General features: G+C 60.4%; 14 protein-coding genes. 6 read left to right on the top strand and 8 right to left on the bottom strand.

Going from position 1 to position 14321, the window contains the following annotated elements; translation table 11 throughout:
* Positions 1-157: 157 nt before the first annotated feature.
* Positions 158-439 carry a GNAT family N-acetyltransferase gene (locus RHSP_RS11975; RefSeq protein ID WP_004116989.1) on the top strand — a complete coding sequence of 94 codons (282 nt, stop codon included), beginning with the start codon at positions 158-160 and terminating at the stop codon, positions 437-439.
* Positions 440-671: 232 nt separating this feature from the next.
* On the opposite strand, the gene RHSP_RS11980 is transcribed toward RHSP_RS11975, so the two are convergent.
* A complete protein-coding gene (locus RHSP_RS11980; protein WP_004116991.1) occupies positions 672-1028 on the bottom strand; it encodes a hypothetical protein in 357 nt (118 codons plus the stop codon).
* Between the two features lie 441 nt (positions 1029-1469).
* Here RHSP_RS11980 and ctrA point away from each other — a divergent pair, with 441 nt between their 5' ends.
* Positions 1470-2171: a response regulator transcription factor CtrA gene (gene ctrA / locus RHSP_RS11985; RefSeq protein WP_004116994.1), complete on the top strand. Its 702-nt coding sequence runs from the start codon at positions 1470-1472 to the stop codon at positions 2169-2171.
* A 135-nt stretch (positions 2172-2306) separates the two neighbouring features.
* On the opposite strand, the gene RHSP_RS11990 is transcribed toward ctrA, so the two are convergent.
* Both RHSP_RS11990 and chpT read right to left on the bottom strand, forming a co-directional pair.
* Complete coding sequence (locus RHSP_RS11990; RefSeq protein WP_004116997.1) at positions 2307-2669, bottom strand: response regulator; 363 nt, start codon at positions 2667-2669, stop codon at positions 2307-2309.
* Positions 2670-2873: 204 nt separating this feature from the next.
* Positions 2874-3521 carry a histidine phosphotransferase ChpT gene (gene chpT, locus RHSP_RS11995; protein WP_004116999.1) on the bottom strand — a complete coding sequence of 216 codons (648 nt, stop codon included), beginning with the start codon at positions 3519-3521 and terminating at the stop codon, positions 2874-2876.
* Between the two features lie 300 nt (positions 3522-3821).
* Between chpT and RHSP_RS12005 the strand changes: the two genes are divergently transcribed.
* A complete protein-coding gene (locus RHSP_RS12005; RefSeq protein WP_037151905.1) occupies positions 3822-4433 on the top strand; it encodes a DUF1134 domain-containing protein in 612 nt (203 codons plus the stop codon).
* Positions 4434-4618: 185 nt separating this feature from the next.
* Positions 4619-5827, top strand: a complete 1209-nt coding sequence (locus RHSP_RS12010; RefSeq protein ID WP_004117005.1) for a hypothetical protein — start codon at positions 4619-4621, stop codon at positions 5825-5827.
* A gap of 19 nt (positions 5828-5846) precedes the next feature.
* Here the strand turns inward: RHSP_RS12010 and RHSP_RS12015 are convergent, their stop codons facing one another.
* Positions 5847-6677, bottom strand: coding sequence for a TrmH family RNA methyltransferase (locus RHSP_RS12015; protein ID WP_004117007.1), 831 nt, complete (start codon positions 6675-6677; stop codon positions 5847-5849).
* A gap of 10 nt (positions 6678-6687) precedes the next feature.
* Positions 6688-7065, bottom strand: coding sequence for a hypothetical protein (locus RHSP_RS12020; protein WP_004117010.1), 378 nt, complete (start codon positions 7063-7065; stop codon positions 6688-6690).
* 50 nt (positions 7066-7115) lie between these two features.
* Between RHSP_RS12020 and RHSP_RS12025 the strand changes: the two genes are divergently transcribed.
* Both RHSP_RS12025 and rpoH read left to right on the top strand, forming a co-directional pair.
* Positions 7116-8141, top strand: coding sequence for an RluA family pseudouridine synthase (locus RHSP_RS12025; RefSeq protein WP_004117018.1), 1026 nt, complete (start codon positions 7116-7118; stop codon positions 8139-8141).
* Positions 8142-8514: 373 nt separating this feature from the next.
* Positions 8515-9423: an RNA polymerase sigma factor RpoH gene (gene rpoH / locus RHSP_RS12030; protein ID WP_037151476.1), complete on the top strand. Its 909-nt coding sequence runs from the start codon at positions 8515-8517 to the stop codon at positions 9421-9423.
* An 87-nt stretch (positions 9424-9510) separates the two neighbouring features.
* Here rpoH and RHSP_RS12035 read toward each other — a convergent pair whose 3' ends face one another.
* The 3 genes from RHSP_RS12035 to RHSP_RS12045 all read right to left on the bottom strand — a co-directional run bounded on the left by RHSP_RS12035 (position 9511) and on the right by RHSP_RS12045 (position 14268).
* Positions 9511-11910: a hypothetical protein gene (locus tag RHSP_RS12035; protein WP_004117029.1), complete on the bottom strand. Its 2400-nt coding sequence runs from the start codon at positions 11908-11910 to the stop codon at positions 9511-9513.
* Positions 11911-11971: 61 nt separating this feature from the next.
* Positions 11972-13267, bottom strand: a complete 1296-nt coding sequence (locus RHSP_RS12040) for an adenylosuccinate synthase (protein ID WP_037151479.1) — start codon at positions 13265-13267, stop codon at positions 11972-11974.
* Between the two features lie 203 nt (positions 13268-13470).
* Positions 13471-14268 (bottom strand): methyltransferase domain-containing protein, encoded by a 798-nt coding sequence (locus RHSP_RS12045; protein WP_240535417.1) that lies wholly within the window; start codon positions 14266-14268, stop codon positions 13471-13473.
* Between the last annotated feature and the right edge of the window lie 53 nt (positions 14269-14321).

The following is a 14321-nucleotide window of genomic DNA, read 5'->3' on the forward strand; positions in this document are numbered from 1 at the left end:
ACATCGACTGCTGCAGTCCATGCGCAAAACCTCCCACAAAGCCACCGCATATCAAAGTCGATTTAATGAGAGACGATCCGTCAACAATCTCGGCAGTTGGCAGATGCCGGAGCGCATGTAATCCTTGTCGCATCAGTCGCAATCAGGGAGATGAACGATGGAAATCCGCAACGAAAACAACGCATCCGGCGGGCGCTATGTCGCAACCGTCGAGGGCCACGAAGCGGAAATGACGTTTTCCCGCACCTCCTCCAAGCTGATCATCATCGATCATACCGGCGTGCCGGATGCCCTGCGCGGCAAGGGCGTTGGCCAGGCGCTGGCTTTTCATGCGGTCGAAGAAGCGCGCCGCGGCGGCTGGAAGATTATTCCGCTCTGCCCGTTTTTCAAGGCACAGGCGCTGCGCCACGACGACTGGCGCGACGTCGTTAACCTGTAAGCATAGATTGCGAAAAGATTACGACATTGAGCCCGTAGCCGGATGCATCGGCTCCGGCCATTTTGGCCGGGCGCAGTCTGCAAGTACAAAAAGCCGCGCATGGCCGGCCCTGTCACGGCCGGTCACGCGTGGCTTTTGTGTCGTTTCCGTCAACTCGCGCATCTTCCGAAAATGGGTCCCGTATCGGAATGGAATGATGCCTGGGTCGAAAAAGGACGACGGTTTTATGACGTCAGGCGCGTGCCCTTGCCGGGCCAGAACCATCGCGCTCCTCGAGCGCTGCGGCCTTGGCATACTCGGCCTGTATTTCCTCAAGCGAGCTTTCCAACGTTTCTTCCTGAACCTGCAGCTCACGGATCGACACCTGCAGGTTGTCCGCGCGCTGGCGGGCGGCCTTGGCAAAGGTCGGGTAAGCAAAGTGGTTAGGGTCGGAAATACCGGACTTTTTCTCTTCCAGTACGATCTGGCTTTCCAGATCCTTTGTCATGCGGTCAAATTCCGCCATCATCATCTGCAACTGCTGCAGCTGACGGCGTTTTTCGTTCACCTGAAACTCTTTCAGGCGAACTAGGCTCTCACGTGACTTCATACGCATTACTCCCGTGATGCGAGACCCCGGCTCTCGATATTCTCACCCGCCGAGCCGCTTTGAGACGGCTTGGTTAAAAAAATTTCCAGCGATCTTAATAAAAGCCTACCGCTGGTAACCTTTCGTTTACGGGCATCGTTAATGATAGGCGCAATGATTTAAGGCTCGGTAAATGCTGAGGTCGGAATTCGACATGTTGGCATTGATGAGTCGGATGAATCACTTGGCGTAAGTTCCTCATGCGATACTTTAGGAGTCGATTTTACTGATTGTCGTTGGAAAACAGTGCAATGGAAAAATTATTTAATAAATTCGATACGACTTGCCAGAGTGAATCAGAATTTGTTAACCATTGCATGGCAGCTTCCAAATCAAGCAGTGATTTGATCGGTATCGCGTAAGGGGGCTGACGACCTTTCGGCGGCGGTAAAGGGGACAATTATGCGGGTTCTACTCATTGAAGACGACAGCGCGACGGCGCAGAGCATCGAACTGATGCTCAAATCCGAAAGTTTCAACGTCTATACCACCGATCTCGGTGAAGAAGGCGTCGATCTCGGAAAGCTTTACGACTACGACATCATCCTTCTGGATCTCAACCTTCCCGATATGTCCGGCTACGAAGTGCTGCGCACCCTGCGCCTTTCGAAGGTCAAGACGCCGATCCTCATCCTCTCCGGTATGGCCGGCATCGAGGACAAGGTTCGCGGCCTCGGCTTCGGCGCCGACGACTATATGACCAAGCCCTTCCACAAGGACGAGCTGGTCGCCCGCATTCACGCCATCGTTCGCCGCTCCAAGGGCCATGCCCAGTCGGTGATCATGACCGGCGAGCTCATCGTCAACCTCGACGCCAAGACCGTCGAAGTCGGCGGCCAGCGCGTGCATCTGACCGGCAAGGAATACCAGATGCTCGAGCTGCTCTCGCTGCGCAAGGGCACGACGCTTACCAAGGAAATGTTCCTCAACCACCTCTATGGCGGCATGGACGAGCCTGAACTGAAGATCATCGACGTCTTCATCTGCAAGCTGCGCAAGAAGCTCGCCAATGCAGCCGGTGGCGCCAACTACATCGAAACCGTCTGGGGTCGCGGCTACGTGCTGCGCGAGCCCGACAGCAACGATTTCGCTGAAAGCGCTTAAACCCGCCTCCCCGCCAAATACCGCAAAAGCTCTGAAATCCCGCCTCCTTCGGCGGGATTTTCTATTGGTAAGGCTGCCCAAAATAAAAGCCGCCTCAAAGGACGGCCGGCATTACTTCAAGAATGTTCGGCGAAATCAGGCGGCGACGGCGCGATTGCCGAATATTGCCGTCAGGATCTTACGGTCGAAGGGCTTCAGCAGAAAGTCCGTGGCGCCTGCCCGCTTTCCCGCCATCAGCTTGCGCAGGTCCGCTTCGACGACGCAGTAATAGATCTTCACGTCCTTGCCGTTCGGCATGGCGCGGATATTGGTAATGAGATCGAGCGCCCCTTCCATGCCGGCATCGACGATCAGATAATCCGGGATCTCGACCTGGCAGCGTACCAGCGCTTCACGGGCGTCGCCGGCTTCGCTCACGAGGAAATCCAGCTCGGACAGGATCCGTTTGCCGACCTTGCGCACGACATCCGAAGCATCCGTTATCATGAACCGCTGCATCTAGAACTCCCTGGCACCAATCGCCATCGTCGAACGGCGACATCAAATTGGAACGATAGGACCAGCATGCTAAGGATTCGTTACCGCTACATTATCAATTGCACGGACAACCATAAGATTTCGCGGCAATGGCAGCACACGAAAAGATAAGCCCACAGCCACCGGGCGGCCGCAGGCCAGAGAATGAAAAAAGCCGAAATCCGTCTATTCGGCCGGTATCTCGGCGATAAAGGTCAGTATTTCCGGCGTGGCGTTGTAGGAGAGCTCCATGCCGCTCTCTTCCGCAAGAAGCACCGTGTAGTAAGGCTGAATCGAATGAGCATCGATCGCCTCTTCCAGGGTGCCGGAACAAATCTCGGCGAATTTCGGCGGTACGCGCATCAGCCGCCCCTTGGCAGTGATGGTGAACTTGGCGTCGAATTCAGGATTTTCCAGCGTCACTTCGATATTGCCGCCACGCGGGATCGCGCCGTAAGCGACCAGGAAAAGATTGAGCAGCAGCTTGACCCGGTTCTTTGCGATGATGGCGCGCGGGCCGACCCAGCTGACTTCGGTCTTCTTTTCGGCAGCGGCAAAATCCTTCGCGGCCCGTTCAGCCTCGCCGGTATCGATCGATGCGCCGACCGAGCCGGATGCGCCGAAGGCAAGGCGTGCGAACTTGAGGCGAACCGAAGCATTCAGCGCGCTGGTGCGGATCAGATCCATCGCATCGGCATCGGCACCACCCTCGTCGAGCAGCTCCAGGCCATTGTTGATCGCCCCGACCGGCGAGATCACATCATGGCATACGCGGCTGCACAGCAGCGCGGCCAGATCCGGTCCGGTCAGAGTGAGATTTGGATTCTTCGACATTCATTGTCTCCTGAATGCTTGCAGGGCGAAACGTGACTCCACGCTGGCACGGTAAGGTTGCCCGAGGATTGTCACAGCCGGTGTACCGCGCGCCATAATGACACCATATTTGGTAAACCGATTGTTAAGACCAACGACGCAAAATGCATTCATCACCATCAGATCCTTTCGCACGCGAATCGTGCTGCGATGGATGGGCAAAAGGATCTGCTGGAGGGGACTAACCGCAGAGGCGCGTTCCAGCGAACGCGCTCCGCAGCCGTCTCCTATCGCCCCGACCATGATGAACGGATGACTTTCATGCGCTATGAATTCCTGAAGAGAATGCCAAGCCCCGGCACCAGGACGCTCGGCCTCGGCCTGATCCTGGCCATTGCTGCATTCGTGAGTTTCGCATTGCCGGTCCGTCAGGCCTCGGCTGCGCCAGCCAACAACTATTCAGCCCAGGAAATCGTCGATGCCGGCCACTCCTTCTTCGGCTCCACCAGCGGCGGCCTTGCCAAGGTGGTCGAACGGGCCTTCCAGCAATATGGCCTGCCGAATGGCTACATTCTCGGCCAGGAAGGTTCAGGCGCATTCCTGGCCGGCCTGACCTACGGCGAAGGACAGCTGAACACCAAGAATGCCGGCGAGCATCCGCTCTACTGGCAGGGGCCTTCGCTCGGCTTCGACTACGGCGGCCAAGGCACCCGCGTCATGATGCTGGTCTACGATCTGCCGAGTATCGACAGCGTCTACACCCGCTTCGGCGGCGTCAGCGGTCAGGCTTTCGTGGTGGCAGGTTTCGGCATGACCGTTCTGAAGAACAACAATATCGTGCTCGTTCCGATCCGCACCGGCCTCGGCGCACGCCTCGGCGTCAACATGGGTTACCTGAAGGTCACGCCCAATCCGACCTGGAACCCCTTCTGAGCTAGCTTTTAACATCCTCTCCCAGGCAGCACCTGCTTTGGCCCGCTCGGATTGCGGGCCTTTTCTTTCAGTAAATCCGGCGCTCGCCGGTAAACCATATCCGATTTAAACGCTTGCCCGCATGCCCAGCCCATGATTATTCATTTCACAGAGATCGAAAATAACCCCAGGATACTGGCCGCGTCGTGATTCAATTTGCTCTATTGTTCGGATTGGGCTTTCTGACGGCCGCGCTTCTGGTCTTTCTCATTGCGCCGGCAATCCATCGCCGCATCGTCTGGTTCACCGAAAAGCGCCTGAAGGCGACCATGCCCCTGAGCCCCCAGGAAGTGCGGGCGCAGAAGGATATGGCGCGCGCCCTCTTTGCCGCCGAGAATGCCAGAACCGAGCAGGCCCTGACCCAGGAACGCGACAGGAGCGTCGCGCTGCAGATCCATAATGGCAAACTGCAGCAGGAGGCAAGCCGGCTCGTCAGCGGCAACACCGAGTTGCAGACACGCATAGACGATCTGGAAGTGGAAGCAGGCGAATTGCGCTCTCGCCTGCGGCGCGAGGAAAGCTACATCAGCCAGCTCAAGTCAGGCATTCATGCGGCAGAACAGGCCAGCGCGGAAAAGGAAGCCGATATCGACGGCCTGCGCAAGCGCATGACGAAAATGGCGGCCGATGCGGACAATCTCAAGATCGATCTTGCAACGCGCGAAACCGAGATCGAGAGCTTGAAGCTTCGCATCAACACTTTACGGGACGAGCGTGATACGCTTCGCCAGGATCTGAGCGCCGCCAGCCTGCGCGCGGCCGACGCCGAGCAATCGCTGCGCCAGGAAAATGACAAGAACAAGCGGCTGGAAGAACGGCTGGATCGCGAGATTGCAGGCGGCGCCGACAAGGAAACCGCGATCGCACGGCATACTCAGGACATCGTGCGCCTGAAAGAGCGCCTTGAGGCCGCCGTCAAGGAATCGAGGGAAGCCAGCAAGATTCTACGCGCCGCCGGCATTACCCCGCCGAAGAAGTCGACAAAAACACCAAAATTGTCCGCTATCCCGATCATCAAGGATACAGCCGACAAGCAGACGAATGCAGCCGAGCCGGAACGCACAGTGGAAGACGACATCGCACATATGGCGGAAGAGGTCCGCAACCGCGCCGCAGCCCTTTCGGACCGCCTTCTGAAAGCGCGCTCGCCGGTCCACGAGGAAGCTATACGCGAGGAAATCGCCACCATCGCCGCCAACATGGTGGCACTGACGGCGCTCAAGGAAGGCAGCACCTCGCCCATCCTCGATCTTCTGTCCGGAGATGGGAGTTCGGGGGATAAGAATTCGGCCGAAGCCGGTCAGCGCACCAGCCTTGCCGACCGCGTGGCGAGTTTGCTGCCGAAGCACCCCTAGCCGTCGGGAACGATACCCCTCAAATCCGCTTGATTCGCGCGGCCATCTCGAAAAGCGCAATGCCGCTTGCGGTCGCAACGTTGAGGCTATCGAGCCCCGGAGCCTGCGGGATACGCACGCTGCCGAATCTGGACAGGATATTCTGAGGCAGGCCATCCCCTTCCGTGCCGACGACAAGTGCCATGCGCTCCAAGGCCGGAACATCGCGAATATCCACCTTGCCGTTGGGAGACAGGCTCCAGATCGCAAAACCGCGATCGGCCATCGCGGAAAGCAGGTCGAGGTCGCTCGACTGCCGGCAATAGGGCACGGTCAGAATGGAACCAACCGAGACCCGTAGCGCCTTGCGATAGAGCGGGTCGCAGCAGCTCTCGTCGAGCAGCACCGCATCGGCCCCGAATGCGGCCGCGTTGCGAAACATCGAACCCATATTGTCATGATTGGAGATGCCGCAGCCGGCAAGCACGAGCGCCCGTTGCGGCAGGCGCTCAAGGAAGGCGCTAAGCCCCGTCTCTGCCTTGCGGCGGCCAAGCGCCAGAACGCCGCGATGCAGATGAAACCCGACAATGCCGTCGAGCACCTCCGCCGTCGCGACGTAGATCGGAACATCGGCTGGGAGGGCCTCGATGATGTCGCTCAGCCCCGAGACGCGGTTTCTGAGCAGCAGTACCTTCTCCGCGGCGAAATCCCCCTCCGCCGCATGCGCTCCGGCAAGGAGCCTCAGCACGACAGTGCCCTCGGCGATGAAGCGGTTTTCTCGCCCGGTCAGGTCACGCTCGCGGATATCCCGGAATTCCGCAATACGCGGATCGTCAGCATCCGTGATCTCGATGAGCCGGCTGCTCGTCATCGCAATACCGTCAGTTCGACAGGGATATGGTCGCCACGATGCGGCCGATACCGTAGTCGAAGACGATGGCCTGCCGCTGACCGCTGGCGAGCGCACCGTAGAACAGCACCTGATTTCCCGACAGGGCCGTAGACTGAACGGTAAAGCCAGCCGGCAGCAAGGCCGTCACGGCAGCCGGGGCATCCGAGGGAATATTGGAGGCAGCCTGGCCCGCCGGCTTTGCCGGTTGCTTCATCGTCTTGTAGACAACGGCGCCGAAGACGGCCATAAGGCTCACCACCATGACAGCCGCGGAGACGATCTGCAGGCGGATCATCTTGCGTCGGACTTTCTCCAGGGCCGAATCGAGGGGCTTTTCCTCTTGATCGTCTGGCTCAAGATTCGTCATCGATGCATCCTTGCTGATTGAGAGCGCCTTGGAGCGCCGGAGAAATACGTTTGAGCGACCCCTTTAAAGAAGCCGCGGACAATAGAAAAGTCCTAACCGCCGACGAAAGCGCCGAAGGACGGCTGGACGCGTGGCTGACCGCGCAGTTCGGCAAGGAATTCTCCCGCAACCGCATCCAGGCGATGATCAAGGAAGGGGCCGTTCTGCTCAATGGCGAAGCGGTCACCGATGCCAAGCGCAAGGTGCGCCCCGGCGACGTCTATGAAATCGCTCTGCCCGAGCCCGAGGATCCGACGCCGCAGGGCGAGGATATTCCCCTCGACGTGCTTTACGAGGACGAGGACATCATCGTCATCTCCAAGCCTGCCGGGCTCGTCGTCCATCCCGCCGCCGGCAATTGGACGGGCACGCTGGTCAACGCGCTGATCCACCATTGCGGCGACAGCCTTTCCGGCATCGGCGGCGTGCGTCGGCCGGGCATCGTCCACCGGCTGGACAAGGACACGACCGGCGTCATGGTCGTTGCCAAAAACGATGTCGCCCACCGCCACCTGTCGCTGCAATTTGCCGACCATGGCAGAACGACATCACTGGAACGCGCTTATCAGGCCATCGTCTGGGGCCGCCCGCGTCAGCTCATCGGCACCATAGACGCGCCGCTGGGGCGTTCGAGCGTCGATCGCACGCGCCGCGCGGTCAAGCGTCCCACCTCCCAGGATGCCGATGAAGCCATCACGCATTACGAAGTACTGGAGCGCTTCCACGAAGGAGCGGATGCAATCGCCCTCGCCTCGCTGGTCGATTGCCATCTGGAAACCGGCCGTACGCACCAGATCCGCGTACACATGGCGCATATCGGCCATCCGCTCCTGGGCGACGCCGTCTATGGCGGCGGCTTCAAGACCAAGGCCAACCTCCTGCCGGAGCCGACCAAGCAGGTCGTCAACCGCTTCACCCGCCAGGCGCTCCATGCCTATATGCTGCAATTCGAGCATCCGCGCACGGGCGAGATCATGCACTTCGAAGCACCCCTGCCCGACGATATGGAAGAACTGGTGGAAGCCTTGCGTGTGTGAGCCGCAAGCCTCCGTGGTGAACACGTCCCGCTGGACGCATGCGACCTAACGCCCTATAATATCGAATGTAGGACCGAATCCGGTGCGCCGTCTATTGCTGGAAACGCCGATGCGTTTTGACAGCCGAGATGGTAGAGGCTGACTGCGCCGGACCATTCGGGAGGATAACCTCAAGGGCGACGTCACGGCGAGACCGCGGTCACGCTGCTATAACACTTGCGTGACTGCATCCTTGAATCACCGTTTCGCCGTACTTATCTTTACATTGGTTGAGTGCGGGGTCCCTGGACCCGTACGCCTTGGTCCGCTTCGCAGAAGGCGCGCAAATACGCCCCCAGAAGGAACCAAATCTCGAATAGGAGGGTGCACAATCATGGCCCGTAATACCTTGCCGTCCATTGCCGCCGGAGAGGCTGGCCTCAATCGTTATCTCGACGAGATCCGCAAGTTCCCGATGCTGGAGCCGCAGGAAGAGTACATGCTCGCCAAGCGCTATGCGGAACATGCCGACCGTCAGGCCGCGCATAAGCTCGTCACCAGCCATCTGCGCCTCGTGGCGAAGATCGCCATGGGCTATCGCGGCTATGGCCTGCCGATCGGCGAAGTCGTTTCGGAAGGCAATGTCGGCCTGATGCAGGCCGTGAAGAAGTTTGACCCGGAACGCGGCTTCCGCCTGGCAACCTATGCCATGTGGTGGATCAAAGCCTCGATCCAGGAATATATCCTGCGCTCGTGGTCGCTGGTGAAGATGGGCACGACTGCCAACCAGAAGCGTCTGTTCTTTAACCTGCGCCGTCTCAAGGGCCGTATCCAGGCCATCGATGACGGCGACCTGAAGCCGGAACACGTCTCCGAGATCGCCACCAAGCTGAACGTTTCGGAGGAAGAGGTCATTTCGATGAACCGCCGCCTTTCTGGCGACGCTTCGCTGAATGCGCCGATCAAGGCTTCCGAAGGCGATTCCGGCCAGTGGCAGGATTGGCTTGTCGACGATCATGACAGCCAGGAAGACGTGCTGATCGAACAGGATGAGCTCGACACGCGTCGCCGCATGCTGGCCCGCGCGATGAGTGTGCTTAACGATCGTGAACGCCGCATCTTCGAGGCTCGCCGCCTCTCGGATGACCCGGTAACGCTGGAGGACCTCTCGGCCGAATTCGACATCAGCCGCGAACGCGTCCGCCAGATCGAGGTTCGCGCCTTCGAAAAGGTTCAGGAAGCCGTGCAGAAGGATGCGCTGGAACGCGCCAAGGCGCTCCGCGTCGTCGAAGCGACGGCATAACGCTTCCCGCTCGGAGAGTTTCAACAATCAAAAAGAGAGGCGGGCCGCAAGCCCGCCTTTTTTCGTAGCCGTCGATATTCGAAGAGCTTACTGGCCGCTCGAGGCAACGCCGCCGAGAGCCTGCCATTCCGTGATCGCCTTGTTGAAGGCATCCGTGCCGGTTGGCCCCTTTTCCATCGTCAGCAAGGCACGGCGACCGTTGCGGTAGACGACTGGAATGTCGATCCAGTTACGGCTCCTCAAAAGGTCGAGATTGGTCTTGCGCGCATCCGGAAAATCGTTGAGTGCGACCATATAGACATCGTCGGTAACCTTGGCCGGCACGGCGATGAGGGCATCGCCGCGATCCTGCTCGGTCGCCTTCAGTGCAACGCGCTGCACATTATCGATCGCTCCACCTTCGAAATTCGGCGGCACCTGGAAGGCAAGCTCGATCAGATGGCTGGCAGGCAGCGAGGGGTCCGCATTTCTGGACACGGTGATCGTTGCCGCCAGGCCACGGTCGGGAACGCTGATAAGACCCTGCACGGAGGGCTCGGGCCGGCCGTCGGCGCCCTTGCCTTGCTGCAGTGACCAGGTGACAGTGCCCTGAAAGGCGGAAGGCGACGTCTGGCCGAGGCGCTCCTCATAGAGGAAAACCTTCTGTCCGTCGGTTGCCTGAGCCGTCTGCTGCGTGGCCGGCTGTGACGGGTTGGCGGCGGCCTGCTGCTGATTTGCCGCAGGGGTCTGCTGGTTCGTCGAAGCCGGAGTGTCGGCGGCAGGCGCCTGTGCCTGGGCCGCACCCGCATTGTTCGCAGGCGGTGCTGCGGCAGCGTTAGCCGGCGGTGCGACGGCAGCAGCCGGAGCCTTGGAAGCCACATTCTGCTCCGCCACGGACTTGCCTTCGGCGACGCCAGGCTGAGCGCCGGCCGCGGGACCCTTGTCCTCTTCCGTGCCATTTGACAGAAGACGCTGCGTGAACTTCGTATTGACCGTATTGGGATCGCTGTTCAACGCGGCGACATCCGTATTGCCGGCGCCCGCAGGCTTGGTAGCAGCCGCGCTATTCTGTGGGGGCGTCGATGGCTGGGTCGCTGCGGCGGCAGGAGGGTTATTCGCCGCATTGTTGCTTGCCGTGTTCTTGTTTGCCGAATCCGAAGCTGGAGGCGTCGCAGCACTCTTCGGTGCCGAGCTGACGAGCTTCGTCACCATATTGTTGAGCGCATCGCGGTTCAGCCAGGCCGCATAGCCACCGCCACCGACAAGGGCGAGGCCAACAAGCGTCAGGATGATGCTAGTGACATTGATGCGGCGGCGCTTCGGCTCCATTCGGAAGCTCTTGCCCTGCAGCTTGGCAGCCATCGCCTGATCGAGATCCGGCGGCATGGAAGAAGCTCCGCCACGCCCGTCTTCTGCGCGCTTGTCGAAGCCGGCAAGCTCCTTCAGCTCGCGCCAGCCGTCATTGCCCTCATCGGCATCCGCGCCCGTTTTGCGGGGGGAATGCACGTCGGCGAAGAGATCGACGTCCTCGAAGGCGTTATCCGACAGCTGCCGGGCGGGCTGCGCTGGCTGAGAAGCAGCCGGAACCGGCTGCAGTTCTTCGAACACATCCGCATCCCAGGCGAAGGCTTTGTTGGCAGCTTGTGCCGGCGCCTTCACATGTTCGGATGGCTCCACAGGATGACCGAACGCCGCATCGGCAAAAGCCGCAGCCGGCATAACCGGCTCCTCACGATGCGGAACGGCGGGCTCGGGGGCAGCGCGGTGCGAAGGTGCATCGACCTCCGCCCAGATCTGCTCCACTTGGCTGATGACGTCGTCAACCGCTGCGCTTCCAGCCTGATGCGCGGGAGCCGCACGGACGGGCTCGGCCGCAACAGGCCCCACCTCTTCCGCATGGTGCTCGGGTTCTTCGTGATAGGTTTGCGGTTCGTCGTGATAGACCGGGTCGTGGGCCGGCTCCACATGAGCCTCGGCATGATGCTCGGCAACATCATGGCGCGCAGCCGGGACATGCTGCTCTTCCTGATGAGGCTCGCTCCATTGCTCTAAGGGGGCAGGCTTCTGCGGCCAATGCTGCTCCGCCGATGCAGCCGGCTCGTGATGGGCGGGCTCTTCATGGACCGGTTCGGGAGCAGTCGTCTCCTCATGGGCGTGAACCTCGGCCGGAGCGGGCTCCGGCTCGTGCGCATGAGGCTGCGGATGAGCTTCGACATGATGCTCTTCGACCGGCGCGGGAGCCGCCACCTCATGGGCGACGGGCACTTCGGTGACCGGCTCCTCGGCCGCCGGCAGGGCCTCGGCATGCTCGGCTTCGACCTCAACGATCGCGGCTTCGAGCTTGTCGAGCTGGCGGCGTAGCATCTCTTCCGGCGGGCGCGGCTTCATGCTCTCAAGCTGCCGCTGAACGGCACCACGAGCTCGATCGTAAACCTTGACCCGCATCTCGGGAGTATTTTCCGTCAGGCCGTCAACGGCCCGTCGAATGACTGCTACAAAATCCGCCATCAGCACTTTCTCATGATGCCCAGCAAGCAGCCGGGCCGGGATTCGTCATAGGTTCGCGACTTTAGCCCTCAAAGGGGTCGGTCACAAGTATGGTGTCCTCGCGCTCCGGGCTGGTCGAAAGCAGCGCGACGGGCGCGCCGATCAGCTCTTCGACCTGGCGGACATACTTGATCGCCTGCGCCGGCAGATCGGCCCATTTGCGCGCACCTACGGTCGACTGCTTCCAGCCTTCGAGCGTGATGTAAACCGGCTCGACGCGCGCCTGCGCCGCTTGGCTCGCCGGCAAATAGTCGATTTCCTTGCCGTCCAGCTTGTAGCCGACGCAGATCTTCAGCTCGTCGAGACCATCGAGCACGTCGAGCTTGGTCAGCGCGATACCCGTAATGCCCGAGGTCTTTACGGTTTGGCGCACCAGCACGGCATCGAACCAGCCGCAACGGCGCGGACGGCCGGTATTGACGCCGACTTCGCGGCCGACGGTCGACAGGTGCTTACCGATCTCGTCGTGCAGTTCGCAAGGGAACGGTCCTTCGCCGACGCGGGTCGTATAGGCCTTGGTGATGCCGAGGACGTAGCCGAGCGCCGTCGGTCCGAGACCGGAGCCGGCGGCAGCCTGCCCGGCAACCGTGTTGGACGAGGTCACATAGGGATATGTGCCGTGGTCGTTGTCCAGCAGCGCACCCTGCGCACCCTCGAAAAGGATACGGGCGCCAGCCTTGCGCTGCTCGTCGAGCAGGCGCCAGACCTGATCGATATAGGGCAGGATGTGTTCGGCGACCGATGTCAGCTCGTGATGCAGGGCATCGAAGGAGATTTCGTCAACGCCCATGCCGCGGCGCAGCGCATTGTGATGGGTCAGAAGCCGGTCGATCTTGGCCGGCAGCGTTTCCGGCTCGGCGAGATCGATGACGCGGATGGCGCGGCGGCCGACCTTGTCTTCATAGGCCGGGCCGATACCGCGGCGCGTCGTGCCGATCTTCGTGCCGCTGTTGGAAGCCGCATCTTCCCGCATGGCATCGAGGTCGCGATGCAGAGACAGGATCAGCGGCGCGTTTTCAGCGATGCGCAGCACATCCGGCGTAACGGCGACGCCCTGGGCACGCAGTTTCTCGACCTCGGCGACGAAGTGATGGGGATCGACCACGACGCCATTGCCGATGACGCTCAGCTTGCCGCGCACGAGGCCGGAGGGCAGCAGAGCGAGCTTATAGCTGACACCGTCGACGACAAGGGTGTGACCAGCATTGTGCCCGCCCTGAAAGCGTACAATCACGTCGGCGCGTTCCGAAAGCCAGTCGACAATCTTGCCCTTGCCTTCATCGCCCCATTGTGAACCGATCACTACAACGTTCGTCATTCTTCAATTCCCGCTTCCTGCGCACGGAGGCGCGCCTTGCTCAAACCCGCGCATCTATAAAGCTTTGTTTTTGGGAAAGCGACCCTGTTGTCTCAGGAGATTCCGCTTTTTGCATGACGAATCAGCACGCCCAACAGGATTTCTCCGTTGAAACGGCCGGATGGGGCCGGGATCGGCCCCATCCGGCCGGCGTCGATTCCCGATCAGATACCCGGCTTATGCGCGACGACGTGAAAATACTCATGCTCAGGCGACGCAACATCGCCGATCGCCGTTCCATCCAGGTCAAGCAGCAGCGCAGGCGCTGCAAAGCCTGCCCTGGCGAGCTGCGACTGCAGCTGCGCGGGTGTCGTCGCATAGACCATCACGCCGAAATCGTGTGCACCGTGCAACAGGATGGTATGTTCGCCATCACGCTGTTCGAGGGGCCTTAGACGATGCTGACGCAGCGTACCGGCGATACGCCCTTCGACATAGCGAAGCGTCCTGAGCCCGAGCCGCACCGGATTGGCCGTCCATTCCAGTCTGCGATAGTCGACATGATGCTCGAAACCATGCCAGCCGCGATGGAATGTGGAGAAGACGAAAGCCCCGCCGGAAGCGAGAACACGCGCCACCTCGAGCAGAACAGCCCGCCGGCCATCGGCATCGACGGAGTCGATACCATTGTAGCTGAAGACGACGAGATCGAAGCTGGCATCCTGGAATGCCGACAGATCGCGCGCATCCATGATCTCGAAGCGGAGATCGGGGTGATTATGGCGACAAAGGTCGGCCATCTCGGGCGTGTAGTCGATACCGACGTAGTTGCTGGCAGTCGCACGTAAGAGATCGGCTGTGCGGCCTCCACCCACACCGATATCGAGAATGCGCCCCCTGCCCGCCGGCGGGGTAGCAATGGAAAAAGCGATACGCTCGCCTTCATTGAGGTAGCCGCTGCTGCGGCGATAATCCCGCAAGGCCCAGGGATTACGCCAAGTCTGCCGGTTAATACTTTCCATGACATGCATAGCCGGACTCCAACAAAGAAAATGAACAATCATTGTTCGATTTT

Origin of the sequence: Rhizobium freirei PRF 81 (assembly GCF_000359745.1) — a bacterium.
In the GTDB taxonomy this organism is placed as follows: Bacteria; Pseudomonadota; Alphaproteobacteria; order Rhizobiales; family Rhizobiaceae; genus Rhizobium; species Rhizobium freirei.